At 30.0% G+C, this 24,634-nt stretch carries 32 protein-coding genes; 7 read left to right on the top strand and 25 right to left on the bottom strand.

What is annotated here, in order from left to right; translation table 11 throughout:
* Positions 1-3: 3 nt before the first annotated feature.
* Both ACREVX_RS14650 and ACREVX_RS14645 read right to left on the bottom strand, forming a co-directional pair.
* On the bottom strand, positions 4-1,389 hold the full coding sequence (locus tag ACREVX_RS14650) for a hydroxymethylglutaryl-CoA lyase-like TIM-barrel protein (RefSeq protein WP_431544971.1): 1,386 nt from the start codon (positions 1,387-1,389) through the stop codon (positions 4-6).
* A 244-nt stretch (positions 1,390-1,633) separates the two neighbouring features.
* A complete protein-coding gene (locus ACREVX_RS14645; RefSeq protein WP_431544959.1) occupies positions 1,634-2,494 on the bottom strand; it encodes a CPBP family intramembrane glutamic endopeptidase in 861 nt (286 codons plus the stop codon).
* 203 nt (positions 2,495-2,697) lie between these two features.
* On the opposite strand from ACREVX_RS14645, the gene ACREVX_RS14640 reads away from it, so the two are divergent.
* Entirely contained in the window at positions 2,698-3,792 is a 1,095-nt protein-coding gene (locus tag ACREVX_RS14640) for a stage II sporulation protein P (RefSeq protein WP_431544958.1), read from the top strand.
* Between the two features lie 96 nt (positions 3,793-3,888).
* Here ACREVX_RS14640 and ACREVX_RS14635 read toward each other — a convergent pair whose 3' ends face one another.
* The 4 genes from ACREVX_RS14635 to ACREVX_RS14620 all read right to left on the bottom strand — a co-directional run bounded on the left by ACREVX_RS14635 (position 3,889) and on the right by ACREVX_RS14620 (position 6,311).
* On the bottom strand, positions 3,889-4,014 hold the full coding sequence (locus ACREVX_RS14635) for a hypothetical protein (RefSeq protein ID WP_431544957.1): 126 nt from the start codon (positions 4,012-4,014) through the stop codon (positions 3,889-3,891).
* A 105-nt stretch (positions 4,015-4,119) separates the two neighbouring features.
* Positions 4,120-4,893 carry a hypothetical protein gene (locus ACREVX_RS14630; protein ID WP_431544956.1) on the bottom strand — a complete coding sequence of 258 codons (774 nt, stop codon included), beginning with the start codon at positions 4,891-4,893 and terminating at the stop codon, positions 4,120-4,122.
* Between the two features lie 25 nt (positions 4,894-4,918).
* Positions 4,919-5,080 (bottom strand): hypothetical protein, encoded by a 162-nt coding sequence (locus ACREVX_RS14625; RefSeq protein ID WP_431544955.1) that lies wholly within the window; start codon positions 5,078-5,080, stop codon positions 4,919-4,921.
* Positions 5,058-6,311, bottom strand: a complete 1,254-nt coding sequence (locus ACREVX_RS14620; RefSeq protein ID WP_431544954.1) for an MFS transporter — start codon at positions 6,309-6,311, stop codon at positions 5,058-5,060. The genes ACREVX_RS14625 and ACREVX_RS14620 overlap by 23 nt, the downstream gene beginning before the upstream one ends.
* 315 nt (positions 6,312-6,626) lie before the next feature.
* Between ACREVX_RS14620 and ACREVX_RS14615 the strand changes: the two genes are divergently transcribed.
* A complete protein-coding gene (locus ACREVX_RS14615; protein ID WP_431544953.1) occupies positions 6,627-7,484 on the top strand; it encodes a MurR/RpiR family transcriptional regulator in 858 nt (285 codons plus the stop codon).
* A 258-nt stretch (positions 7,485-7,742) separates the two neighbouring features.
* Here ACREVX_RS14615 and ACREVX_RS14610 read toward each other — a convergent pair whose 3' ends face one another.
* From ACREVX_RS14610 to ACREVX_RS14590, 5 genes are all read right to left on the bottom strand, one after another.
* Positions 7,743-8,096: a hypothetical protein gene (locus ACREVX_RS14610; protein ID WP_431544952.1), complete on the bottom strand. Its 354-nt coding sequence runs from the start codon at positions 8,094-8,096 to the stop codon at positions 7,743-7,745.
* 637 nt (positions 8,097-8,733) lie between these two features.
* Positions 8,734-8,877: a CatA-like O-acetyltransferase gene (locus ACREVX_RS14605; RefSeq protein ID WP_431544951.1), complete on the bottom strand. Its 144-nt coding sequence runs from the start codon at positions 8,875-8,877 to the stop codon at positions 8,734-8,736.
* Positions 8,878-9,293: 416 nt separating this feature from the next.
* Entirely contained in the window at positions 9,294-9,431 is a 138-nt protein-coding gene (locus tag ACREVX_RS14600) for a hypothetical protein (protein WP_431544950.1), read from the bottom strand.
* Entirely contained in the window at positions 9,391-9,714 is a 324-nt protein-coding gene (locus ACREVX_RS14595) for an alpha-amylase family protein (protein ID WP_431544949.1), read from the bottom strand. The genes ACREVX_RS14600 and ACREVX_RS14595 overlap by 41 nt, the downstream gene beginning before the upstream one ends.
* A gap of 100 nt (positions 9,715-9,814) precedes the next feature.
* A complete protein-coding gene (locus ACREVX_RS14590) occupies positions 9,815-10,108 on the bottom strand; it encodes a substrate-binding domain-containing protein (protein WP_431544948.1) in 294 nt (97 codons plus the stop codon).
* Between the two features lie 11 nt (positions 10,109-10,119).
* On the opposite strand from ACREVX_RS14590, the gene ACREVX_RS14585 reads away from it, so the two are divergent.
* Both ACREVX_RS14585 and ACREVX_RS14580 read left to right on the top strand, forming a co-directional pair.
* A complete protein-coding gene (locus ACREVX_RS14585) occupies positions 10,120-11,058 on the top strand; it encodes an AraC family transcriptional regulator (protein ID WP_431544947.1) in 939 nt (312 codons plus the stop codon).
* An 83-nt stretch (positions 11,059-11,141) separates the two neighbouring features.
* Entirely contained in the window at positions 11,142-14,270 is a 3,129-nt protein-coding gene (locus tag ACREVX_RS14580; protein ID WP_431544946.1) for an alpha-mannosidase, read from the top strand.
* Between the two features lie 225 nt (positions 14,271-14,495).
* Here ACREVX_RS14580 and wrbA read toward each other — a convergent pair whose 3' ends face one another.
* Both wrbA and ACREVX_RS14570 read right to left on the bottom strand, forming a co-directional pair.
* Positions 14,496-15,128: an NAD(P)H:quinone oxidoreductase gene (gene wrbA / locus ACREVX_RS14575; protein WP_431544945.1), complete on the bottom strand. Its 633-nt coding sequence runs from the start codon at positions 15,126-15,128 to the stop codon at positions 14,496-14,498.
* A gap of 128 nt (positions 15,129-15,256) precedes the next feature.
* Positions 15,257-15,445, bottom strand: coding sequence for a hypothetical protein (locus ACREVX_RS14570; protein WP_431544944.1), 189 nt, complete (start codon positions 15,443-15,445; stop codon positions 15,257-15,259).
* Between the two features lie 186 nt (positions 15,446-15,631).
* Here ACREVX_RS14570 and istA point away from each other — a divergent pair, with 186 nt between their 5' ends.
* Genes istA through ACREVX_RS14555 form a run of 3 tightly spaced genes read left to right on the top strand, consistent with a single transcriptional unit; the run spans position 15,632 to position 18,188 of the window.
* On the top strand, positions 15,632-17,257 hold the full coding sequence (gene istA / locus ACREVX_RS14565) for an IS21 family transposase (RefSeq protein ID WP_431544943.1): 1,626 nt from the start codon (positions 15,632-15,634) through the stop codon (positions 17,255-17,257).
* Positions 17,257-17,997: an IS21-like element helper ATPase IstB gene (gene istB, locus ACREVX_RS14560; protein ID WP_431544942.1), complete on the top strand. Its 741-nt coding sequence runs from the start codon at positions 17,257-17,259 to the stop codon at positions 17,995-17,997. Before istA ends, istB begins: the two co-directional genes overlap by 1 nt.
* A 2-nt stretch (positions 17,998-17,999) precedes the next feature.
* The gene (locus ACREVX_RS14555; protein ID WP_431544941.1) at positions 18,000-18,188 is read left to right on the top strand and encodes a hypothetical protein; all 189 of its coding nucleotides are present in this window, start codon (positions 18,000-18,002) and stop codon (positions 18,186-18,188) included.
* Between the two features lie 426 nt (positions 18,189-18,614).
* On the opposite strand, the gene ACREVX_RS14550 is transcribed toward ACREVX_RS14555, so the two are convergent.
* The 12 genes from ACREVX_RS14550 to ACREVX_RS14495 form a co-directional block, all read right to left on the bottom strand.
* Positions 18,615-18,941 (bottom strand): hypothetical protein, encoded by a 327-nt coding sequence (locus tag ACREVX_RS14550; RefSeq protein WP_431544940.1) that lies wholly within the window; start codon positions 18,939-18,941, stop codon positions 18,615-18,617.
* A 141-nt stretch (positions 18,942-19,082) separates the two neighbouring features.
* Positions 19,083-19,307: a hypothetical protein gene (locus tag ACREVX_RS14545; protein WP_431544939.1), complete on the bottom strand. Its 225-nt coding sequence runs from the start codon at positions 19,305-19,307 to the stop codon at positions 19,083-19,085.
* Between the two features lie 469 nt (positions 19,308-19,776).
* Complete coding sequence (locus ACREVX_RS14540) at positions 19,777-19,965, bottom strand: transcription initiation factor TFIIIB (protein ID WP_431544938.1); 189 nt, start codon at positions 19,963-19,965, stop codon at positions 19,777-19,779.
* Positions 19,966-20,051: 86 nt separating this feature from the next.
* Positions 20,052-20,321 carry a hypothetical protein gene (locus ACREVX_RS14535; protein WP_431544937.1) on the bottom strand — a complete coding sequence of 90 codons (270 nt, stop codon included), beginning with the start codon at positions 20,319-20,321 and terminating at the stop codon, positions 20,052-20,054.
* Positions 20,322-20,406: 85 nt separating this feature from the next.
* The gene (locus ACREVX_RS14530) at positions 20,407-20,823 is read right to left on the bottom strand and encodes a hypothetical protein (RefSeq protein ID WP_431544936.1); all 417 of its coding nucleotides are present in this window, start codon (positions 20,821-20,823) and stop codon (positions 20,407-20,409) included.
* Positions 20,824-20,934: 111 nt separating this feature from the next.
* A complete protein-coding gene (locus ACREVX_RS14525) occupies positions 20,935-21,171 on the bottom strand; it encodes a hypothetical protein (protein ID WP_431544935.1) in 237 nt (78 codons plus the stop codon).
* 119 nt (positions 21,172-21,290) lie between these two features.
* Positions 21,291-21,869, bottom strand: coding sequence for a uridine kinase family protein (locus ACREVX_RS14520; protein ID WP_431544934.1), 579 nt, complete (start codon positions 21,867-21,869; stop codon positions 21,291-21,293).
* Positions 21,870-22,504: 635 nt separating this feature from the next.
* Positions 22,505-22,699 carry a hypothetical protein gene (locus ACREVX_RS14515; protein WP_431544933.1) on the bottom strand — a complete coding sequence of 65 codons (195 nt, stop codon included), beginning with the start codon at positions 22,697-22,699 and terminating at the stop codon, positions 22,505-22,507.
* 92 nt (positions 22,700-22,791) lie between these two features.
* Positions 22,792-23,034 carry a hypothetical protein gene (locus ACREVX_RS14510; protein WP_431544932.1) on the bottom strand — a complete coding sequence of 81 codons (243 nt, stop codon included), beginning with the start codon at positions 23,032-23,034 and terminating at the stop codon, positions 22,792-22,794.
* A 564-nt stretch (positions 23,035-23,598) separates the two neighbouring features.
* Positions 23,599-23,868: a hypothetical protein gene (locus ACREVX_RS14505; protein ID WP_431544931.1), complete on the bottom strand. Its 270-nt coding sequence runs from the start codon at positions 23,866-23,868 to the stop codon at positions 23,599-23,601.
* A complete protein-coding gene (locus tag ACREVX_RS14500; protein ID WP_431544930.1) occupies positions 23,858-24,145 on the bottom strand; it encodes an AbrB/MazE/SpoVT family DNA-binding domain-containing protein in 288 nt (95 codons plus the stop codon). Before ACREVX_RS14500 ends, ACREVX_RS14505 begins: the two co-directional genes overlap by 11 nt.
* A gap of 43 nt (positions 24,146-24,188) precedes the next feature.
* A complete protein-coding gene (locus ACREVX_RS14495; RefSeq protein WP_431544929.1) occupies positions 24,189-24,368 on the bottom strand; it encodes a hypothetical protein in 180 nt (59 codons plus the stop codon).
* Positions 24,369-24,634 lie beyond the last annotated feature (266 nt).

The following is a 24,634-nucleotide window of genomic DNA, read 5'->3' as shown; positions in this document are numbered from 1 at the left end:
ATATTAACACGCTTTAGTCCTCTGTGATTTTAAACTTAGTTCCGGAATAGCACTTTTCGCAAATAATTCTAACTCTTCACTTTTCATCACAGTGTTTCTGCCTGCTTGATATTCCTCATCTACCCATTCTTTTATAATTTGAATTCGATGGTCTTTCTTATCTATCTTGTCAGTTTCTTTTAATCTAAAATAAGTATTAACCCAAGCCGCTATACCTGCATGTCCCGAATGTTCATTAACCGCAACAACAATTGGTCTACCTAATATTTTTTCCGTATCAAAAATATTATATATTTCTTCATCTTTTAATATTCCATCTGCATGTATTCCGGCTCTCGTAACATTGAATTCACTACCTACAAATGGTGTTCTAGGTGGAATGCTGTATTTAAACTCACCTTCAAAATATTCACCAATTTCACTTATAAGTTTCAAATTCATATCTTTTACATTTCCTCTTATTTGGCCATATTCTATAATCATAGCTTCTAGTGGACAATTACCTGTTCTCTCGCCAATACCAAACAGAGATGTATTTATAGCGCTGCATCCATGAAGCCATGCTGTTGTAGCATTTGGCACCACATTATAAAAGTCATTGTGTCCATGCCACTCAAGGCAGTCAGAAGGAACTCCTGCATATACCCGCAGTCCATATATGATGTGTTGTACACTTCTTGGAAGCTGAGTACCTGCGTAAGGTAATCCAAGACCTAATGTATCACAAGCCCTAATTTTTATCTTAATACCAGACTTCTTAGAAAGTTCCATAAGTCTTTTTGCTAGTGGCACTACAAATCCAAAGAAATCTGCTCTAGTTATATCTTCAAGATGACATCTTGGAACTATACCATTTTCTATCGCCTCTTCTGCTAGCAAAACATATAAATCCATAGCTTCTTGCCTAGTTTTATTTAATTTTTTGAATATATGATAATCAGAGCATGACATAAGCATTCCTGTTTCCTTAAGCCCCATGTCTTTTACTAACTTAAAATCTTCCTTGTTGGCCCTTATCCAAGATGTCACTTGTGGATACTTATATCCTCTTTCTAGACACTTTTTAACAGCATTTCTATCCTTTTGCGTATATAAAAAAAATTCTGTTTGTCTTATTATCCCAGAATTATTATCAAGTTTGTGTAAATAATCAAATATTTTAACTATTTGTTTTTCAGTGTAAGTATCCATAGCCTGTTGTCCGTCTCTGAATGTAGTGTCTGTAATCCAAATATCATCAGGTATACACATTGGAATTTGCTGACTTCCAAAAACCATCTTTGGAATTTCTGAATATGGAAATATTTCTTTAAATAACTCTGGTTGCTCTTGATTATCTGCTAACAAATTACTCTTTGCTATATTATAAGCATCATTATGGTCTTCCATCTGGATCTTTTTCATTTATTCTCCTCCTTGTTGTATACCTTATCTTTCATATTTAGGCACTACATTTAATTTTAACGTTATGAACTTATTATATTTTGAACTTTCAGTTTAAAGCTTATTATATAGTTAATTAAGAGTTTTGTAAAGATGTATTGCAACTGAATATCATATTACTATCATTTATCACAATAGTAACTTATTCAAAAATTACTATATAAATAATTCAGAAAAATAAATATCGAGTTTACAATTCTTTAAACTCTCTGTATATAGGTAACTCATTTTCAGTTTCACTTTGCTTATACCATCTATAAACAGCAGTTAAAATTATAACTCCCACAATAAAAGCTACTCCATGAGATAAAATGCTGTACTTTCCACTTATTGATGCAAAAAATCCAGAAATTGAGATTCCAACTGAATTATTTACAAAGTGTGCAAATATACTTAAATAAATTGAACCTGTACTTAAGTATATAGCTCCAATAACTAGTCCTAATAAAAATGCATTAATGCCTTGTGGAATATTCAAATGAAGCACAGCGAAAAATAAAGCCGATACTATAATTGCTAATTTTGGATTCATTTTTCTGGACATTCCCTTTAGCAAAATCCCTCTAAAAATAACTTCTTCATATATTGGTGCTATAATCGCAACACTTAATATCATTGTGATAGGTTCCATAGACATTTCCTCAAAAGCTTGTATTATAAAGTCAGGCATAGGTATCTTATTAACCCAGTACAATAAGCTATTATCATATATTAAACGAAAGGCTATAATTATTAGTGCAATACAAATAAAATTCTTCCTATTTAAATTTTGTTTGTGTCTAAGTGGCTCTTTGAGCTCTTTATGATCAGATTTTTTACTATACCACTTTAACAAAAGAATAATAATAAAATATTTAACTACTACTCCAAAAGCAAAGTCTATATATGCCCCTACATGTGTAAATTGTCGTGAAAATATCTTTAATATTTCTATGGGTATTTGTCCAAAAGCTTCTAACAAAACAGATACAATCATTACAAGAAAAGCTTTAATTATGCTCATTTTTTTAATACTTATCGCTTGATTTTCGATATCCTTTAAAAATCTCATATATCACACTCTCCAACTTGTTAAATTCTTTAACGTGTTATAATTCATCCCATAAGTATACTATAAATCAGTCAAAATGTACCTTAAGTCTTTTTTTAAACCACTAATTTTGTGTAAATATTGTGATAATTAATATTTTACTGAATACATTATAAAATAATACACATTACAGTTATAAACTAAACTACGCTAGGAGGATTAATATGAAGCAAAAAAAGCTTAAAATATATGATAATAGGAGAATATCTTTATGTATTACAACATTTCTCATTATCTTTTTATTTGGCCTTATTTTACCTAAAAATGCTAATGCAGATACAGAACAAAAATCTCAAAATTTTTACTATATTAAAGCTATTAATAATACACTAGCTTTGCTTAATTCCTCTAGCAATGGGGGGCAAGAAGTTAACAGTGAAATTGAATATTCCATCTTATCATTTTTAGGAATAAACATTTTTAATCCTATAACAATAATAACAAAAGAAATATCATATTTAGATAAAAACGAAGCTAGTACTAATATAAATAATATTAGCACACAAGAGAAAATTATAGAGGCAGTTACTCCTTTTAATTTAACGGAGTCTCAGGTAAGCAATTCGACAGAGCCAACTGATGTAGCAATCATCCCAAGTGCTGATTTGAAACAAACCCTTAATGAGGCTAGCCCACGAGTATTTATATATCACACTCATGCAACTGAATCTTATCTCACCTCAAATACAGATACAACTAAAAGTACATTTAGTACGGATGAAACAAAAAATGTAGTAGGTGTAGGGGATATAATAGAAACAGAATTAAAAAAGACCTATGGAATTTCTGTTATCCATGATAAAACCCTCCATAATTTATTAGATTATGCAAATTCATATAAAAAATCCGCCGTTACTCTGGATAAATATTTAAAGGAATTCGGAGATTTCGATTTAATTATAGATTTACATAGGGATGGTGCTCCTGTAAATAATAAGAATGCAATAACTACTAAAATAGACGGTCAAGATGCTGCTAAAATAATGTTTGTAGTTACTAAGGGAAACCCAAGATATGCAAAGCAAAAGGTTCTAGTAGACTCTATGGTAGGAATATCAAATAAATTATTTCCGGGATTTCTGCATGATAAACACATTAGTGTAATGAACCGTGGCCTTGATTTTTATAATCAGAATAGAAGTGATAACGCAGTGCTAATTGAGGTAGGTAATAATAACAATACTGTTGAACAAGTAAAAAATACCGGTATATATCTATCAAGAATATTTGCACAGCAGTTAAATGGGAAAAGTAAATAACTATGGTTTTTTAACTAATAGACCGCTTTTCTCATTATCATTTTTAAGGGAATCCAAATGGATTCCCTTATCTTATATCTTCTAAAAATATGTTCGTTATGAATTTTTTTTAATATAAATTTGTAAAGCCTTGATAAACAAAATCATTGTATATACACTTATTCCCACAACCCCTAATATAAAAATGAAATAAACAGAACTTACTACACCCATCATTGCCACAATCGCCCTCCCCCTTTACTATTTAAAATATGCTATAACTTTTAGATAACCATATATAACCTTTATAATTACTATATCATAATCTCAATGTAATTATGATTATTTTTATTTATTTAGTTCAAGGATTAATTTCTTTTCCACCTCTCCTAGTTTATCCAACTTAGCTGTATTTTTTTGCATTTTCTCTACAGTGAGTTTATCCTTGCCTTTTACAATAGTTTCAAAAGTACCATTTAAGTCGGTATATATAATTTGAAGGGACGTAACATTAAATTTATTGCTTAGCTTATCTAATACATCTCTGGTTATTTTTGCAGGCATTTTACTGCTTTCCTCAGGTGAAATCTTCTCACGGTTTACAATACCTGTAATATAAAATATTTGAAAACATGTAAGATCATAAATATCTTTTGAATATTTACCATTCGCTAAGATAGAGGTGCTAATATTAGTAAGTGGCAACTCAACATTACCATCATATAGCTTTAATATTTCTTGATACTCCTCTTGAAAAAGGCCATTATAGGCAGTATTAACTCTTTCATCGTAAATCTTATTACTTGAAAGATCATAGGTTATCTCAAATTCAACATTTTCTTGTTGCAATATATTCGCAACATAATTAGAGTTTACGACGTTATATTGTGGCATTTTAAGTTTAGTTGTTATGCCATAGACCTGCCTTGCATAATTAGATATTTTTGCCTGGGCAATATAGTTACCAAAGGGTACACCCTTAACAATCGAGTATACAAATACCACAATTAAAGCGAACCCCCCCAATGAGGCTATCCTTAACCACTTCTTTTTACTTATTACTCCACCTATAATCATAAATATTACAATAACAATTACTATAACCACCCCAATAAATGTCATATATTCACTCCCCAAATAAATTATTTTAACCATGTAAAATTAATATTATTAGATAAAATCCTAAAGTAAAGAGTGGATAGAAAAGGATGCTAATTTTAGCATCCTTTTGATCACCTACTACTGTTTCTAATTTCCACTTAGTTCCGCCAGCAATTGTTAGGATTTCAACTGTTTTTAGTATCACCATTTTGAATATTATTTCTCCTTAGCATCATAACACTAAAAACCATAATTACAGGAAATATAATAGTAAATAGTAGTCCAGTCTTTAAACCTATTTCGGTAATACTTGTACTATAAAACCAATCGTTAGATAATGTCATTGTAGCTTTCTCAACTCTACTAGAAACAAATCCAACAAGACCTGGTCCAACCGTGCACCCAACATCACCTGCCAACGCCAGAATGGCAAACATTGCGGTCCCTCCTCTTGGATAATACTCTGCGCATAAACTGAATACTCCTGGCCACATGATGCCTACTGATAAACCACATAACGTACATCCTATTAGTGATACCAGCGGAATATGTGAAAACACCGCTAATAAATAACTTATAACACAAAGAATACTACTATACACTAATGCCTTTTTCATATTAATTTTCGAACCCTTTATCCCATAAAAAACCCTTGCTGTCCCCATTAGCATTGCAAATGAACAAGGCCCTAGTAAATTACCCATGGTTTTTGATACTTTAAGCCCAGACTCCGCAAACAAAGACACCCACTGAGCCATAGCTTGTTCAGATGCTCCTGCACATATCATAAGCATTACAAATAGCAAAAAAATTCGAGTGGAGAAAAGCTTTTTAAAGGAAATTAAAGCATGATCATCTTCAATAGTATGAAGTGGTACTTTAAGAAATAGAACCATATTAAACAATGGTATAATTGCCCACAACATAGGTAGATATAACCATTTTTCGGTTCCAACCACATAAAAATATAAAGTAGTTAGCAAAACAACTATAACTTGTCCCCAACAATAAAAAGAATGTAGCAGACTCATAGCAGAGGCTTTCTCTTCACCTGGAAGTGACTGAACAATGGGACTTATTAATACTTCTATAAGTCCACCTCCAACACCGTTAATGCTAACAGCAATAACTAGTCCTACATATGCATTTGAAAATATATATGGTAAAATACCCATTGATATTAGCCCTATGCTACATAGAATATGAGCTCCCACTATCGACACCCTATAACCAATTTTATCAACAAATTTAGCTGACAATAAATCGGTTATTATTTGCACTGTAAAGTTAAGAGATATTAATATACCAATGCTTTCTAATGAAATATTAAATTGATTTTGAAAGGTTAAAAAAAGTAAAGGTGCTAAATTATTTATTATTGCTTGAGTAATGTACCCTAAATAACTTGCATACAATGTATGTTTATAATTAAATTCCATGTTAAATTCACCTCCTGTTAGTAGTTAGTCTTCTATGTTAAACCCTTTCATTTCCTACCATTGTAACACGTACTTTAGTGGGGTAGTTTTATATGTTAAAATAATCTATTAGAATAATATTTCATATAAATTAAAGTTAAACTATTAAATATTTGAATAATTTATAATTAAATCATTCAATAAATGAATAAAACAAATAATTGGTTGATACTATATTCAATAAATGATAAAATGAAATAAAACTTTCATTTTATCATTTATTGAATATTTTTATTTCATTTAGTTGGAATTAACGTAGAAAGGGTTGAGTTTATTATGGAAAATAGCAAACAAGATTTGATGAGATCTATTCAAATTAAATTACCACATTTAAGTAAAGGACAAAAACTAATAGCTGTATATATCTTAGAACACTATGATAAAGCGGCATTTATGACAGCGGCTAAATTAGGCACCAGTATTGGAGTAAGTGAATCTACAGTTGTTAGATTTGCAAGCGAATTAGGATTTAGTGGTTATCCAAAACTTCAAAAATCTCTTCAACAATTAATTAGAACTAAATTAACTACCGTTCAAAGAATTGAATTATCCAATGACTACATTACTCAAGAAAATGCACTAAAAAGTGTATTAAAAGCTGATATGGAAAATATTAAATCTACTTTGGAAAAAATAAATTATGAAACTTTTGATGATGTAGTTAATTCATTATTTAAAGCTAGAAAAGTATATATAATCGGACTTAGAGATTCTTCTGCATTATCTGAATTTTTAGCTTTTTATCTAAATCTTATTTTAGATAATGTTAAAGTAGTCGCTTACGGTGTTAGTGATATTTTTGAGCAGATGCTTAGTGTTAATGAACAAGACATAGTTATTGGTATAGGCTTCCCAAGGTATGCCACAAGAACAATTGAGGCTCTTTCCTTTGTTAAAAGCAAAAATGCCAAAATTGTAGCAATTACAGATAGTTTGCTATCTCCACTGGCTACGAACGCTACATATACCCTAGTAGCACAATGTAATATGACTTCATTTGTTGATTCCATTGTAGCACCACTTAGTGTAATAAATGCATTAATCATAGCTGTGGGATTAAGAGAAAAAGAAAAAATTTCAAAAACATTTTCTACTTTGGAAGAAATATGGAAAGATTATAAAGTTTACATGTAAAGTGATTATAACAGAAAATTCACTTTGCTAAATTCAATTTCATCATCATATCATACATAACACACAAAAATAGTAAGCCCCATTCACTGTGGAACTTACTATTTTAAAATTTTACTTATTATGGGATATCTATTAGTTTCATTTTAAATTGTAAAACCTCACCATCACTTAAACTCTAATGTCTAAACTCTCATTTGATAAACGTACTAACTAAAAACAATGCCATATTATCTACACCTATATTTATTGTTACACTCCTTAATAATATTTATATTTATATTTATTGTTATAATCATTAGCAGCTTCAACCAATTGCTTATAATTCTCTATACCTTTAATTTTTATTATTTTTTTAAAATCATAGTATCTAATCTTTTTACTTTTTTTTATAACTTGTTGATATGGTTTACGGTTCAGTAAATAATGCCAAAACACAACAGCATCAATTTCTAAATACGCACCTTTTTTATCATAATGAGCTTCTATATCCATCAACATTTGTTGAGCGTCATCATGATTCTCTACACCAGTAAAAAACTTAATTATTAAATTTGCTTCTTTTGAAGTTGCTAGTGACTGATTAGAATTTATGTCTAACGATGAATCATTCATTAATATCTCCTCCTCGTAGGTATGCATTATGCCTTAGCATTAGTTATATTAACTTATATAAGTATAACCTAAAATTCAAAATTATGGAAATAATTATTCTGCACCTAACTATACCCATAACAGCACCAATTAATTTAAGTCTTTTGATTTTTTAATTCCATAATTATATATGATAACTTTAAATTTACTCCCACAAAACTATTATTGTTAATATATAATATATTACAATGTTTTATCTATCACATCATTAGAATATGAATAACCTCTAATAAAATTATAACATGTTTACTATATTTCTCAAATAATCCTTGTTAAATAAAAGCGAATTTTCTCACCTTCTGAATTATCCAATTAATAGCCTTTTACTTTGTTAATATCATTATTTGCAATTATAACTAGTAGCTTGTCTTTACTTATAATCCTAGCAGTGAATAAACTTTTTAAAATAGTCTATAATTTAGATACCAATTCTCTTTAAATGATGAAATAATGAAAAGCACTACTTCACTGGGTTCCCCCTAGGTAAAGTAGTGCTTTTATCTATAAAAAATAAAAACCCCCGGGGGTTATGAACAAATTGCGAACACAATTTGTTTGCTAACTTTTGCAGTCATATAAATTAAAGCAGGATATAATTTTATATTATTTTTTTTAATTTAATAAGTAAATCTGTAATATCGATATTAGCTGTCATGCTATATGTACATCTAACATCATTCATATAATTGTCAAAATATAATTTTCTACTCCAATTTTGTTTATCTATTAATTTAAAATACATTGAAACCAACTCCTTATGTACGAATTATGAGAGATGCGAATTAACCCCAACCCTAAATCAGCCTCAATTTAATTTTAATGTATATCAATATGTATTATTATGTCGTCTATTTACAAAATTGTTCAGCTATACAAATTACAATTTGATTACTTTCCGTCACTACTAAACTTCAACTTCCCTCAATTCTTTAATCTGACTTATCAACACTTAATCAATTGAAAGAAAGTTTCCTGAGTATCTAAAAAGTTACACATAAGATTGCATACAAACTACCTTTTAGAAAATTATAACATCATGTGTTATTTTTATAAACCCATAAATAAGCTTTATGTAACATTAGAGTTAATTACTATTAATAAATCTTTCAAAAGTAATAGCCCCACCGGGTTGGCAAGGCTCATTAAATTAACTGTGGATTACTCCGCTAGAAGGGTTACAATTGATGGAATGTTGTACGGAACAGTATTTGAAGGTAATGAGTACCCAGCGCGATCTGCTGTAGAGGTTACAAAACTACCTAAACCACTCTGGATGTCTTCTGGCCATTTTTTCATCTAATCCTGCTGAAAGATACACAGGAGTTTTTACTCCTATTTGATGTGCAGCCTCAATCATCTCTCCTAATAAATCAAAGTTAAGCCCAGGGTGCATCTCGTTTGCCTCACTTGGATGATAAGACCAACCATGATGACATTTCGAAAAAATAGTAATGGAATCAACATGACCAAGTTTTAATGCTTTTTGGAATTGTTCTTTAGAAAAATTTGAACCTATTCCTCCTATAGCCTCCGAAGTGTGAAAATCTAAATGTACCTGTCTAAATGGTAAACTACTCATAAAAAATCCTCCTAATATTTTATTATTTATAGATACTCAATTATTCATAGGTATTCCTAAATTGAAAGCATTCAATTTAATATTAAAGAATTCTGATATTCTATAATTTCCTTGTGGAATCCTTTATAATTAAATTTGTTTTAAGGAGATTTATAGTTGGAAAGCTGTCACAATCTCCTTTTATTCTTTTAAGTAAAAGTTGTACAGATAATTTGCCTACTTCTTCCATCGGCTGCACAATAATAGAAAGTGCTGGCCTTGCAATTTCAGAAACTCCAATATTATCAAAGCCTATCATTGAAAGCTCCTGAGGTACTTTTATCCCTTGCTGATAAATAGCTTTTATGACACCTAATAATGATTTCAGTAAAAACTTAATAGTAACTAATATCAAATGTCCAAAGTGTGGTACTATTAATTAAGTACTTATGCTACAGATTGGATGTGATTCTAATAGATATTCATAAAGCATCGGACAAATTATCACAGTTAAATATAAAACTAAATATGGAAAATTTTATTATAGATATATTGTGGTTTAGGGTATTGCAGGATAAGGGGAATTGGTGCATAAGTAGACATACTCATTCATCTTATGAATTTCATTTTGTTGCAGCCGGAAGGTGTTTGGTGGTACTTGATAATGGTGAATTTATAGCAAGTGAAGGCGAATTTTATCTTGCACGGCCTGGGATATATCATGAACAAAGAAGTATAGAAGAAAATGATTACTACGTTGAATATAGCATGAATTGCGATTTCATTAAACAAAGCGATGAAATAACTGAAATGAGTGTAATTAATGAGATTCTTTCTTTAGCTGTGTGTAAGAGTTTTATTGATAAAAATAATATCTTAAACTTATTTTATGATGCACTTAAAGAAGCTTATTATGAAGAAGTAGGATTCTATAATAATATCAAGAGTTTAGCAAATTTAATTATAGTACATGCGGCAAGAGCCACTAATGAGAATAAAATTAATAGTGTTTGCCTAGTACCTCAAAAAATGGCTAAAAATGATTATAGATTTAGATTAATAGATAAATATATTGAGGATAATTTAGGAAACAATCTCACTACAAAAGATTTAGCTAGCTTTATGTTCCTCAGCGAAAAGCAAGTGTATAGAGTTATAAAAGAAAAGGTAGGAAAATCTACAAAGGAATTTATAAATGAAAAAAAATTAAGAAAAGCTAAGGAACTCTTAAAGAATACTGAGCTACATATCAAAAAAATTTCTGAAATATTAGGGTTTACTAGTGAATACTATTTTAATCAATTCTTTAAAAGGCTAGAGGGATACCCACCAGGACTTTATAGAAGTAATGTCCAAAAATATTAAAGTTAAGTCTGATTTTTCAATTTTATAAGAGTATGGTTTGTGGTTATAATAAGGTATTATGATTCACAAAGGAGAGATTTCACATGTATTTCAAAGTTGAAAGAATAAAAAGAATTATAACTGAATTAGAAAGTTATATCCATGTTGAAAAAGAGTCAATAGATGAATATAAGGTTAAAGAGTGTTCGTATGGAGATTTAGGTCTATTAGAGGAAGACGCTCAAAATTGGGATATCTTCAAAGGGAAAGAACGTTGGGGTGGACTAGATAAACATTTTTGGTTTAAAACTTTAGTTGAGATACCAAAAGCTTATCAAGATAAAAGTGTAATATATGAAGTTACTACTGGTAGGGAAGGTCAATGGGATGCAATAAATCCACAATTCCTAATATATGTTAATAAAAAACTTATTCAAGGATTGGATGTAAATCATAGAGATATATTACTAACAAACAGCGCAAAGGCGGGCGAGTTTTATGAAATAGAATTATATGCTTATGCAGGTATGCAAGAGAATTTAGTTGAATTAAATTCTAATATCGCTATATTAGATAAAGAAATAGAAAAACTTTATTATAATATTAAGGTACCTTTAGAAATTGCAGAGTTATTAGATAAGGGAGATAAAAGAAGGATAGATATTTTAGACTATCTAACAAAGGCTATTAATATAGTAGATTTAAGAAAACCTTTTAATGAAGAATATTACTCAACTATTAAAACGTCAAATGAATATTTGGAAAATGAGTTTTATGATAAATATTGTGGAAATGAAGATGTAGTAGAAATATGTGTTGGTCATACTCATATAGATGTAGCTTGGCTATGGACTTTAGCTCAAACTAGAGAAAAAACTGCTAGAAGTTTTTCTACAGTATTAAATTTAATGAAACAATATCCAGAATATATTTTTATGTCCAGTCAGCCTCAACTATATCAATATGTAAAGGAAGATTATCCTGAGATTTATAGTGAGATCAAAAAAATGGTAAAAGAGGGCCGTTGGGAAGTTGAAGGAGCAATGTGGCTTGAAGCGGATTGTAACCTAACGTCTGGAGAATCTTTAATTAGACAAATCATGTTTGGGAAACGGTTTTTCAAAGAAGAATTTGGAGTGGATAGCAAAATACTATGGCTTCCAGATGTTTTTGGTTATAGTGCTGCACTTCCACAGATCCTTAAAAAGAGCGGTGTAGAATATTTTATGACTACAAAGATAAGCTGGAATGAGTATAATAAAATGCCTTATGATACTTTTAAGTGGAGAGGGATAGATGGTTCAGAGGTATTAACTCATTTTGTATCTACCTCTGATTATGAAAAAGAGCAAAGGGCATTAGGATGGACAACCTATAACGGAGATATAAATCCAAAACAAGTGATGGGATGTTGGCAAAGGTATCAACAAAAAGAAATAAATAATGAGGTTTTAAATTGTTTTGGATACGGTGATGGTGGCGGTGGTGCCACAAAGGGAATGCTTGAGAATGCAAAGCGGCTAGAAAAAGGTATTCCGGGAAGTCCTAAAGTGAAAATTGGAAAAGCTTTAGACTTTTTCCAAAGTGTAGATGCAAGAGTGAAGGGTAATAAAAATCTTCCAAGCTGGGTTGGAGAGCTTTATCTTGAATATCATAGAGGAACATATACTTCCATGGCCAGAAATAAAAAATACAATAGAAAAACAGAATTTCTAAATACAGATGTGGAATTGTTTAGCACAATTGATATGGTGGTAAATGAAAGCAGTTATCCACAGGAAGCTTTAAATAAGTGTTGGGAAACTACACTTCTTAACCAATTTCATGATATAATTCCTGGCTCCTCAATAAAAGAAGTTTATGAGGATTCTAAAAATGATTATGAAAGAATTAACGCTTTAGGTAATGAAATGCTTAGCGGTGCTGTTAATAGTATAAGTCGTAATATAAAAATAGAAAGTACTTCAGCTGTAGTTTTTAATCAATTGAGTTTTGAAAGAAGTGACGTCGTAATACTTGAACTACCATATTTGTGGAAAGCAGCTCAAGTATTTGATGGAGAAAGAGAAATTCCATCTCAAATAATAGAAGAAAATAAGATTATTTTCTTTGGCGCTAATATACCTTCAAAAGGATATAAAACCTTTACTTTACAACAAAAAGAAAAACACTATGAAACTAACATTAATACCGGTGTCTTAAGTTTTAGCAATAAATATTTTGATGTTAAGTTTGATGAGTCTGGAAATATTACTTCTATATTTGATGTGTTAAATAAGAGACAAGTACTTAAGCCGAATGAAAGAGCAAACATACTTCAGGCTTTTGAAGATAAACCTCATAATTTTGATGCTTGGGATATTAATATTTATTATCAGGAAAAAATGTGGGAGATAAATGAAGTAGAGAGTATAGAATTAACTGAGAGAGGTCCAGTTAGAGCTTGCATAAGGGTGAAGAAGAGGTTCCTTGACTCAGTAATTATTCAGAATATATATATTTACAACGATATACCAAAAATAGATTTTTCAACTTGGATTGATTGGAAGGAAAAACAAATCTTAGTAAAGGCTGCTTTCCCTGTAGATGTTCACTCAGATAAGGCTACTTATGAAATTCAGTATGGAAATGTGGAAAGACCAACTCATTGGAATACAAGTTGGGATTATGCAAGATTTGAAGTATGTGCTCATAAATGGGCTGATCTTTCAGAAGGAGATTATGGTGTAAGTTTATTAAATGATTGTAAATACGGTCATGATATTAAGGATTCGGTTATGAGATTAACTCTATTAAAATCTGCAGCTGAGCCAAATATTGATGCTGATAGAGAGGTACATGAATTCACATATTCCTTATATCCACATAGTGGAGAATGGAAGGACAGTTCAGTAGTAAAAATGGCTTACGAACTTAATTGCCCAATGTATGCAAACGTGCAAGAGGCACACGAGGGTAATTTACCTCATAAGTTATCCTTCATAAATATAGATAAGGACAATGTAATTATTGAGGTAGTTAAAAAGGCTGAAGAGAGCGCACATATAATAGTCAGAATGTATGAGTTATATAATAAAAGAACAACGGTAATTTGTAACCTATTAAAAGACTTTATTAGTGTAGAAGAATGTGATTTACTTGAAAAGAGCATAGAGCCAATAGATATTCAATGTAATAGTTTTACTTTTGAGATAAAACCATATGAAATTAAAACTTTTAAGATTAAAATTTAAATGCAAAAATAGTACGGCATTTTTAGTAAGTTAAATTAGTTACCTATTTTCATTGTTACTTCACAATTATCCCTGTGGTTATAAAATATTAAATAACTCATTGCTTTGGATTTTGTTATAATATTCCATAACTCTAGAGATTTCATTACTATACCTTCACGTTCTACAAAGGACTTGAAAGTATAGCAAAAGAGGGGTGTAAGCCTCTCTTTTACTATTTACCTTCTATATACTTTTCATACCTAAACATAATGCTTTAGTAATTTTGGCAACATGTTTTCCTTGTAGTCTAGCAATTTTTCTTTCTTCTTCTGAAATTTCATAATCATTCATACCACCAGTTATCATAGATGCTCCATAAGAATACCCCCCTACTGGTTTATGCTCAACATGCATCTCCTTATATTTAAGTGCTGTAGGTACACTTGCAATAATCATTCCTTGATGATAGAAAAAAGTATTCAAATTATGTAAACACGTTTCTGCACCACCGTTTTGTTCTGAAGTAGTTGTAAAAGAACTTCCAACTTTTCCTACTAAAACTCCATTAACCCATTCGTTTCCAAACTGATTCAAGTAGGCGACCATCTGACCACTAGGTGCTCCAAAATAAGTAGGAGCCCCTAAAATTATTGCATCGGCCACTACCATAGTTTCTATTGTAGCTGTAGGTAAATGTGAAAAAGTTTTTATTTTTTCTGTTCCTCCCATAGTTTCAATTATTTCATCTGAAGTAGTTTCAGGAACTTTGAAAATATCAGCCTTGACCCCTTCTATCAGCTCAGCACCTCTTTTAATTTCTTTAGCCATAGCATAACCATGTCCGTGAATACTATGAAAAATAATATGAATATTCATTTCTTTATCTCCCCCTTAATTATCATAACCTACACTTGTAAATCATACAAAATATATACCAATATCCGTGAGCTCACCACTGAAATACCATTTGCATCAAATGTCGTTAAAGCTTATATTAGTTAGACTTAATGATTAAAAATTGAGACAATTATAACAAGCAATAGAATAATTGTAACAATTGTTGAAATGCACATTGTAATTAGCCTAGTCTTAACGATGACTTTGTTACTTAAATTGGTAATGATGTCGTATAAATCTGTATACCACCATATACAAGACCCAATCATTAGTGCAATCAAAATCCAAAAACCCATTACACTTCCCTCCCCTCAACTCATCGAATCTGAATTATTCTTAATTCTTTTATTTATGCTCTAAGCCCTTAAGATTATAATTGTTATTTATCCCAATAATATATACAAGAAAAACACTGATCAAAATAAAACTATTTTAATCATCTCCTTCGGAGCTTGTATTTGGTATAATAAAAGTGTAGCAAAGTGTCATCCAAAAGTGCTGCAGTTGGGATATTAAAATACCCATTGCAAGCACCCTCAAAATATCATACTCTTAAGGTAGTCGACACCGAAGGAGATGAATGTGAAAGGATGCTAACAATGGATAAGATAAATTATATCACTGCTATAAGAGAATTTGAAGGGTTATCTTTAAGAGAAATATGTAGAAGGACAGGATTTCACTTTAGAACTGTAAAAAAATATGTGGATAAAGAAAATTGGAGCCAAGAACTTGTTGAACCTAAACAGATGGAATCGGAATTAGATTTACTTAAGCCAATTATTAATATTTGGCTTGAAAACGACTTGAAAATACCTAGAAAGCAGAGGCATACAGCTGTCCGAGTATTTAATCGATTAATGTTGGAATATCCTGGCGAGCTTCTAGTAAAACAAAGAACAGTTACAAGATATGTATCACTAAAAAAGAAAGAATTATACAGACAAGCTTCTGATTGTTCCATATATGGTAGTCACCCATTTGGTGAAGCGCAGCTTGACTTTGGTGAAATTCACTATTATGACAAGGATGGTATGTTTAAGAAGTGTTATGAGCTTGTGATGTCATTTCCAGCAAGTAATGGTGCTTATATTCAACTTTGTAGATCTCAGAATCAAGAATGTCTGCTCGAATCCATGCAGAAAATATTCGAATATATGGGTGGTGTACCTACAAGAATACTTTTTGACAATATGTCATCTGCAGTAACAAAAATTCTTCCAGAAGGTAAGAGAAAATTAGTAGATCAATTTTCTAGATTTGTATTGCATCATAGGTTTAAAGCAAGTTTTTGCAATCCAAATAGTGGAAATGAAAAAGGTAATGTAGAGGGAAAAGTTGGCTACGCCAGAAGAAATTTTATGGTGCCAGTACCAAAAATTATAGATATTGATGAGTACAATAAACATTTGTTTAAGCTTTGTGATGAAGATATGCATAGAGAACATTATCAGAAAAAAGGCAGCATAAATTCACTGTTCTATCAAGATCAGCAATCTTTCTTGGAACTTCCGAAGAAGAAATTTAAGGTTTGCAGATTAATAAAGGGAAAGACAGATAATTATAGCTTCATATCCTTTGAAAAGAACAAATATTCAACAAGTCCTAAGTATACAAATTGTGAGGTTTGGATAGAATCTACTGCAAATTACGTTCGCATTTTGGATGAAAAATACCTTGAAATAGCAAAACATGAAAGGAAATATATACTGATGGATTCCCCTGTAATTGACTGGCTTAAGTATCTGCCCGCAATAGTTAAAAAACCTAATGCCCTGAGATATACGGACTTTTTTAAGACACTTCCAGAGACTTGGCAGGACTATTTTAATAAGGGTGATTATAGTAAAAATAGAAAAATGCTCACAATAATATCACCAATGATTATTAGTGGTAACCTTGTAGATGCAACAGCTGCTATTGAATTAGCTTTGGAGAACGGTAAAGATGATGCTGACAGTTTTCTTGCATGTTATAGAAGTATTACAGAACCAGCAATAAACTTTCCAGAAGTTGTTACTAGGAACACTCCTACGCAAATACCCTATATTCAAGACTTTTCAGCATACGATCAGCTTATGAATATTCACGTTAGGAGTGGTAATTAATGGATGAAATATTGACACAGTACTGTAAACAGCTTCATTTTGGAAGCAATATACTAATTAATGCTAAGAGCATTAATGCGGATGATAATATAAGTTTTTTAACACAATTGTTTAAACTAGAACTGGACAATAGAGAACTAAAAAGAAAAAACACATATATAAAGCAAGCTAATTTTGATGTTAAGAAGACCTTTGAAGGATATATTTTCGAAGGAATACAAATACCAAATACCTTAACAAAAGAGGACATAATTGATGGAACATTTATCAGAAAAAAAGAGAATTTAATACTATATGGACAAGTAGGTACTGGTAAGTCGCATATGGCCATAGCCACAGGAATTTCAGCGTGTAATCACAGTATGAAGGTTAAATTTTATAGAACTGCTGCACTGGTTAATGACCTTGTGGATGCCAAGAAAAATGGAACCTTAAGAAGGTTTATGAAAGTATTAGAAAAATGCGAACTTTTGATTTGTGACGAATGGGGCTACGTCCCAGTTGATAGTGAAGGTGCAAAACTTTTGTTTCAGGTAATTGCAGATTGTTACGAAAGAAAAAGTTTAATTATTACCACCAATCTTGAATTCGGAAAATGGAATGGAATATTTTATGACGAAAAGCTTACAGCTGCCATTATTGATCGTATAGTCCATCACAGTCATCTTCTTGTATTCGATGGTCCTAGCTATCGAATAGAGCATTCAACCATACGTATCGAAGAAAGGAGTAGATTATAAGTATGATAGTTACTAAAAAGTACATACGCGACCTGAGAGAAAATAATTTAATAATATCTGAGATTGCTGAAACTCTTATTCTAGAGGAATTTTGCAAAGATCCTGAACCTTGTGAGAATGGATGTGTGTATACTTATAATGAACAAGATATATGGGAAAATGCTAGGAAAATTATCAGGGATAATCCTTGAGCAAAAAAACTTTTATCCACAAGCATCTGCTCAGGCTTTTCTGTGGATAAAATCTATATATTGAAATTATCCACAGATACAATTAATATTAGCCTTTAAGGTTATCCACAGTTATGCCTTATCAGTGACATTCTTGAATTTAATTAAAGAATAAAATTAAATTATATACTATAATACTGCTTTATTATCAAGAATTTATATTTTGTACTGGATTTATAAAGTTAATAACCTCGAACCAAATTGACATTTTCCATTCGTAATAAAGACATGGGTGGAGCAGTTCAAAAATAAATATTATTACTTAGAGGGTGCAGCACTTTTCTATGACTCTTTGCAGCATTTCCACTTGACAAAATACAGGAGCTGTAACATCTTCATAGAAGATGCATTGAATCTTAAAACAAATTTGATAATTTAAAATAAATATTATAAGTAAACTTTTCCTTTTAGTTTTACATATTTCATACAGAGGAGAGAAAATATATAGTGTGATGCCCCTGGAATAATAGCTACTAATACATAAACTTCTGAACTCCACCATAATCCTAATATACTTATGCTAATAAATGATACTCCTACGAATAAAGATATTATATTTTGAAGCCTTAAAAATTTCTTCTCATTAACTACTTCATAAATATCCCTTTTAAAGAAAATGTTAGTGTTAGTTATTATATATCTGTTTTTATATGTGAGTAAAAGAACACCAACTCCTGAAAATAAGCCTATAATTCCTAAAATTGTATGTGACATATTTAATCTCCCTTCAAGTAAATTAGTATATAATATCTTACAATTGTTCAAGCATCGTATTTTTTGCGATTGATGAAGACTTTAAGAATATTACGATATATTTATAATTAATCATTTATGGTTTTTAGTTACAATATCTTACTATTTATTATTATTTTTGTTTTTGTTCCATACATATACAACCTTTGAAATAAGAAATTGCATAATAGTAAATATAATCATTAATATTGAAAAACGTAAAACAGTATTTAATGAAAATATTCCTCCTTTAAGTCCTAAATAATCACCCACAGCAGTACCTACAGTAAATGTAACGAACCAACTTATAAAAGTAATCCAAAAATTATATTTTCTAATCATCCTCATAATACTTCCCCCTCTCATATAAAATTCGTCTACATATTCACCATCAACCAACATAAATTTCTTTTTTATACCTTCTATCTCAAATCCTCCCTTCAAATACTTGTGTCGTCTATTTAGAAAAGTAGGACTCAGACTTAGGTTAACTTATCCATGCCTGCTATCAGTAGCCCACTTTTTTATTAGATTAATAATTTTCAGTTTGGAATTTGAGTACAGTTGCGCAAGTTATGCAACAATTTTTATCTGAATTTTTCTAATCGAAAATGACCTTCATCATCCAATTTTTCTATTCCATCTTTATAATAGTGAGCAATTTTTGTTGCTAATTAGTAATTTATATATATTTTGAACTCATCTCAAATCATAGTAGTGACGAAACTTATGAAGATAGCGAATTAAACTAATATTCTATTATATTTTTTTATTTTGCCCTTTTTTCATTTATTAGGTAGTTTACAAAACATGAGAACTACTTAAATTTTTCTGGATTTGTTACTCTTGTGGACAAAATATACCCACATTTTGTACAAATATCTGCAACTATTTGCGAACCCGAAGAAAATATTTTATCTATGGGAAACATTTTTCCTTGTGCAGATTGCTTTCCCTTGCCAATTTCTTTACAACCACAAATTGGACAGCCATTATTATTTTCCATAAAGTTCTCCTCCTCATTATATCTAGTGTACTTGCTTGTACACAAATTAATATCCTCTACTAATTTATTTATTATTTAATTTGCTTTTAAACTTCTTCAAAAATTATGTTAACGAAGGTAAAAAGTAACCCATATATTATTCCACTTTTCACAGGATGTAAATGTATGAAACCTAAAAATAAAGCGTTCGAAACAATTATGATAATAATAATAACGTAATAATATATTTTTCTTCTTTTAAATTTTGATATGAATTTTTGAGCTGAATTTAACAAAGTCATGTTTAATTTTTCAAACAATACTAAAAAAAGTATGCATGAAAACATGATTGAAATTATGAATATTAACTCTTCCATATTATTTATCTCCCTTCAATTAAATACATAATACTTGCCTCACCACATAAGAAAGTTGCGAACTTCGCTTTGTTTTTTATTATCGTTATGTATTGTCACTTTCCTCATTTCTTTTTTCTGTTAATCGGCTATATCTATCCTGATTTTTACCCCATCCAAGTAGAGAATTTATTAAACCTATAATAGCACCCATTAGTAAAGGAACAAACAAGGTTTGGCTTTGTACATATCCGTACATTCTACGTTTGTTCAATATAAAAACTATGCCTATTATACCAGACCCAACAGTCGTAAAAATGATAATTTTAAGGATAAATTTTAACTTACCCTTTTCTTGTATTTTTTCCCAATATTTAATAAAATTTTCATCATCTTCATAAAATATATTTGATATTTTACTAATTTTTATTTTCTTTGTAGTAACGAGGTATCGGAAAGTTAGACTTGTAACTACAATTGCAACAATAACGCTAATTCCTATGTCTATGTTCCCTATTTCCACATTAATTCCCCCTTAATAGTTTTATAGACTATTGTTTCGCCTAATTCTACTATTCTTCATCAATCATATAATTGCGATTGATAAAGAATTTAATAAAAAATATTAAGTAAACTATTTTTTAATTTCTATTTCTGCTAATACAAGATAAATAATTCCTACAACTAATGAAATTATGCTTAAAGTTATAAGCGTATTACCAGTGAATTGAAGCATAGAATTAAATAATTCTTTATTCAATGAAGTAAGACTTGAACCAAAAATAGAAGCACTCGTATACCTTGTTGCAAATAAAAATGCTGATATAAAGCAAAATATTACTCCTGCACCTCTTCTATTAATTTCACACACCCCCCACTTTTGATTTTTATCTCGCCATTTCTAACAGTTGTCTATATATAGCATATATGTGATTTGATGAACACTTTACGAAAAAGGCGTATTAATGTAGTTAAAATTTAAACTATTTGTTAGTATTTTTCTTCTCCTGAAATTATAAAATCTGACCTATCTCTTGGCCTTTGCTCTTGAAGATATTTGTCCTCTCCTATCATCCACTGTTCCCAAAAATCAAAAGCGTTTTCGCCATCTCTCTCTAATCCTCTCTTTAAACGCAGTTCTCTATTACATTCTACAAATATCTTGATGTCATACTTATTATGTAACTGGTCATTTATAGAGTAGACACCTTCAACTATAATTAATCCATGAGGTTCAACAGTGTGCCATTCTGCCAATTTATCTCCACCCCAATCATATCTTTGAGACTTTGCTTTCATTCCATTAGTGATAGGAATAATAACGTCCTGATTGAGTCTTTTGATATCATAATCTGCTCCTGATTCTTTTTTACTCATTTTCATTTGTAATCTTTTATTAGATGGCTTATAGAAATCATCCATATGTATTATCTGACCACTGCCATACTTTGAAACAATATGCTCTGCCAAGGTGCTCTTTCCTGACCCACCGCACCCGTCAATAGCCAATAAACAAAATGTTTTTACTGAAATATTTTCTTTGATTTTATCTATAATTTTATCTATCATCTCTTAACCTCCATGATTCTGATTTGATTAAAATGCTACATTTATAGTATCTTCAGAATATGAATAACTCTAATAAATTATAACATGTTTACAATATTTTTCAAAAATACTTGTTAATATAAATAAAGGTAAGTTTTCATACCTTATAAATTATCCAATTAATAGCCTATTGCTTTGTTAATATCATTATTTGTAATTATAATTAGTAGCATATCTTTGCTTAATGATTTTACTAGTGAATAATTTTTTCAAAATAGTCTATAATTTAGATACCAATTCTTTTTAAAATGATAAACTAATAAAATACTACTGCACCAGGTTCCCCCTAGGTGACGTAGTATTTTTTTACTGATAATCTAAAAGCTAATTCTAAGTAATATCTACCAACAAGTCCCTGACTAATACTTGAGCTCATATATACTTTTATATTCTATAATTAAGGTCGCACTCGCATCAGATGTTGCATCTTCGCATAACTATCCACCCAATCCCGATATACTAGGTGGCTGATACGACTCCATTCCAGTAAATCTATGGAAGGAAGTAGAATCTATATACTGGTTACTAATCTTGAATGGTTCTTCATGCTGAAAACAGAGTATTTTACGTAATTTAGTAATCTAATGATTATGTGGTTACTTAACAACGTCTTTATAGTTATCAATATAAAAAATTACACAGCCACAATTAGGGCAAACTGCTGCTTTGAGTGTACCATACGTAGTATTTAGAAAAAACTTACCTTTTTTTGAAATTGTAATTCCGCCAAAAGATTCAACTTTGTAATTCTCTATCATTTCAGTCTGGCATTGATTACATATTTTTTTCATATTATAATCCTCCACATTCTGTTAATTATCTTCATTTTATATTACTGTTGCTACACTTTAGTCTACTATACGAATGTTCCGTAACAGAAAATCTATTGCCCCGCTCTAGAACTACTTCCTCCAATTGAACTCGAAGCCCCAATCAGAAACCCCAAATCATATAAACGACCTCTATTATTAGTTTCATAAATCCGTACATTAGAATTAAATATGCATACTAAAAATGTAATAGGTACTATTAATCCATGCCATAAACCAGCCCAAAATCCAGCTGACTGAGCATAGGATAACTTATATTTCGAATTTGGACCTGCAACTGCAAGAATGTTTACCATAATATCACCCCCTCTAGAAATACCTACTTTAAAATATTTAACTTTGTTCAACTATTGGTTCGTCATTAAATACAATGTTGCATGTATTGCATCCTCAGAATATGAATAATCTTTATTAAAATTATAACATTTCTTCTATATTTTTAAAATAATAAGACTTGCTAAAATAAATATGAGTTTTCACTCAATTAATAGCCTGTTACTTTATTAATATTATTATTTGTAACTATAACTAGTAGCATATCTTTACTTAATAATCCTACCAGTGAATAAATTCTCCAAAATAGTCTATAATTTAGATACCGATTCCTTTTAAATGATGAAATAATTAAAACACCACCTCACCGGGTTCCCCCCTAGGTGAAGTAGTGTTTTTTTATTCCAAAAGGCAATAAACCTTTTTACAATCCCACTCTAACAAACTGTTGAGACTTACCCATTATCTTATTTTCACATCAATGTAAAAACAAACACCCCTGGGTATTTATGAAGGCTTGCCTAAGCATGCTAAAAACTATATTCTGTAATTAAGGTCGCAATCGCATCAGATGGTTCTTTAAAATATTATGGGTTACTTAATGTTTTATCATGGTTACCTATGTTCCTAAGCAATATACCATCTTCTGTATACTGCCAGGTCATTCTAATTGACCTAGTAATTATCATTTCAAAAATATTTGAAGTGCCTTGAACTCTTTTTATTCTTAATGATGGATGAAATTTATGAGAAGGATGTTCTATAAATACTACAAATTGTTTTTTTAAAGCTTTTTTTATATTTTCAGGCAGTTTTTTATATTCCTTTTTAAATTTATCAGTACGTTCAATTATCAAGGTCTTCGAATAACTCCTGAGTTGAATTAAATCTTTCTACCTGCCCATTTTCTATATCCTTCTCTGACTGAGATTCTCCTTGCTGCCATTCTTTGCTCCAAAACCATGCTTGAGATTTTGGTATAATAACAACTGGTTTAATAATTATTTTACCATTTTCAATATCAATATCTATATTATCTCCAACTTTTAGATTTAATTTTTTAATTAAATCTTTTGGTATTGTAATTTGAGATTTTTCTCTTATTTGAGTAATTATTTTAGTCATCTCCTTCATAGCTGCAACATCTTCATAGAAGATGAATTGGCAACTTTAAATATCAATTATCTTCTTTATTTTCTAATTTGTCTAAAATAACATCTATCTTTTCATCCATCTTTCTATTTCTATCAACAAAACTTTTAAATCCTTGTATTGCATTATATATCCCTGCTAAAATTACAATTAATATAGCACAGTAAATAACTATTAAAATAATTGTAGCATAGTCAACTTCCATACAAATTCTCCTTTCTATATTAAATAGTTTTATCGTAGTATTTTACAATGCTGCATTTATAGTATCTTCAAAATATGAATAACTCTAATAAAATTATAACATATTTACAATGTTTTTCAGAAAATCCTTGTTAAAATAAGTAAAGGTGAGTTTTCACACCTTATGAACTATCCAATTAATAGCCTGTTACTTTGTTAATATCATTATTTGTAATTATAACTAATAGCATGTCTTAAATTAATAATCCTACCAGTGAATAAACTTCT

Source organism: Clostridium sp. (genome assembly GCF_050717545.1).
Classification (GTDB): Bacteria; Bacillota; Clostridia; order Clostridiales; family Clostridiaceae; genus Clostridium_AD.
This window is presented reverse-complemented; position numbering and strand designations above follow the sequence as displayed.

Excerpts from the sequence above, each read along its gene's own strand:
- ACREVX_RS14650 (WP_431544971.1), bottom strand. The coding sequence starts at position 1,389 with ATGGAAGACCATAATGATGCTTATAATATAGCAAAGAGTAATTTGTTA.
- ACREVX_RS14645 (WP_431544959.1), bottom strand. The coding sequence starts at position 2,494 with ATGAGATTTTTAAAGGATATCGAAAATCAAGCGATAAGTATTAAAAAA.
- ACREVX_RS14640 (WP_431544958.1), top strand. The coding sequence starts at position 2,698 with ATGAAGCAAAAAAAGCTTAAAATATATGATAATAGGAGAATATCTTTA.
- ACREVX_RS14630 (WP_431544956.1), bottom strand. The coding sequence starts at position 4,893 with ATGACATTTATTGGGGTGGTTATAGTAATTGTTATTGTAATATTTATG.
- ACREVX_RS14625 (WP_431544955.1), bottom strand. The coding sequence starts at position 5,080 with ATGGTGATACTAAAAACAGTTGAAATCCTAACAATTGCTGGCGGAACT.
- ACREVX_RS14620 (WP_431544954.1), bottom strand. The coding sequence starts at position 6,311 with ATGGAATTTAATTATAAACATACATTGTATGCAAGTTATTTAGGGTAC.
- ACREVX_RS14615 (WP_431544953.1), top strand. The coding sequence starts at position 6,627 with ATGGAAAATAGCAAACAAGATTTGATGAGATCTATTCAAATTAAATTA.
- ACREVX_RS14610 (WP_431544952.1), bottom strand. The coding sequence starts at position 8,096 with ATGAATGATTCATCGTTAGACATAAATTCTAATCAGTCACTAGCAACT.
- ACREVX_RS14605 (WP_431544951.1), bottom strand. The coding sequence starts at position 8,877 with ATGTATTTTAAATTAATAGATAAACAAAATTGGAGTAGAAAATTATAT.
- ACREVX_RS14600 (WP_431544950.1), bottom strand. The coding sequence starts at position 9,431 with ATGAAAAAATGGCCAGAAGACATCCAGAGTGGTTTAGGTAGTTTTGTA.
- ACREVX_RS14595 (WP_431544949.1), bottom strand. The coding sequence starts at position 9,714 with ATGAGTAGTTTACCATTTAGACAGGTACATTTAGATTTTCACACTTCG.
- ACREVX_RS14580 (WP_431544946.1), top strand. The coding sequence starts at position 11,142 with ATGTATTTCAAAGTTGAAAGAATAAAAAGAATTATAACTGAATTAGAA.
- wrbA (WP_431544945.1), bottom strand. The coding sequence starts at position 15,128 with ATGAATATTCATATTATTTTTCATAGTATTCACGGACATGGTTATGCT.
- ACREVX_RS14570 (WP_431544944.1), bottom strand. The coding sequence starts at position 15,445 with ATGGGTTTTTGGATTTTGATTGCACTAATGATTGGGTCTTGTATATGG.
- istB (WP_431544942.1), top strand. The coding sequence starts at position 17,257 with ATGGATGAAATATTGACACAGTACTGTAAACAGCTTCATTTTGGAAGC.
- ACREVX_RS14555 (WP_431544941.1), top strand. The coding sequence starts at position 18,000 with ATGATAGTTACTAAAAAGTACATACGCGACCTGAGAGAAAATAATTTA.
- ACREVX_RS14550 (WP_431544940.1), bottom strand. The coding sequence starts at position 18,941 with ATGTCACATACAATTTTAGGAATTATAGGCTTATTTTCAGGAGTTGGT.
- ACREVX_RS14545 (WP_431544939.1), bottom strand. The coding sequence starts at position 19,307 with ATGAGGATGATTAGAAAATATAATTTTTGGATTACTTTTATAAGTTGG.
- ACREVX_RS14540 (WP_431544938.1), bottom strand. The coding sequence starts at position 19,965 with ATGGAAAATAATAATGGCTGTCCAATTTGTGGTTGTAAAGAAATTGGC.
- ACREVX_RS14535 (WP_431544937.1), bottom strand. The coding sequence starts at position 20,321 with ATGGAAGAGTTAATATTCATAATTTCAATCATGTTTTCATGCATACTT.
- ACREVX_RS14520 (WP_431544934.1), bottom strand. The coding sequence starts at position 21,869 with ATGATAGATAAAATTATAGATAAAATCAAAGAAAATATTTCAGTAAAA.
- ACREVX_RS14515 (WP_431544933.1), bottom strand. The coding sequence starts at position 22,699 with ATGAAAAAAATATGTAATCAATGCCAGACTGAAATGATAGAGAATTAC.
- ACREVX_RS14510 (WP_431544932.1), bottom strand. The coding sequence starts at position 23,034 with ATGGTAAACATTCTTGCAGTTGCAGGTCCAAATTCGAAATATAAGTTA.
- ACREVX_RS14500 (WP_431544930.1), bottom strand. The coding sequence starts at position 24,145 with ATGAAGGAGATGACTAAAATAATTACTCAAATAAGAGAAAAATCTCAA.
- ACREVX_RS14495 (WP_431544929.1), bottom strand. The coding sequence starts at position 24,368 with ATGGAAGTTGACTATGCTACAATTATTTTAATAGTTATTTACTGTGCT.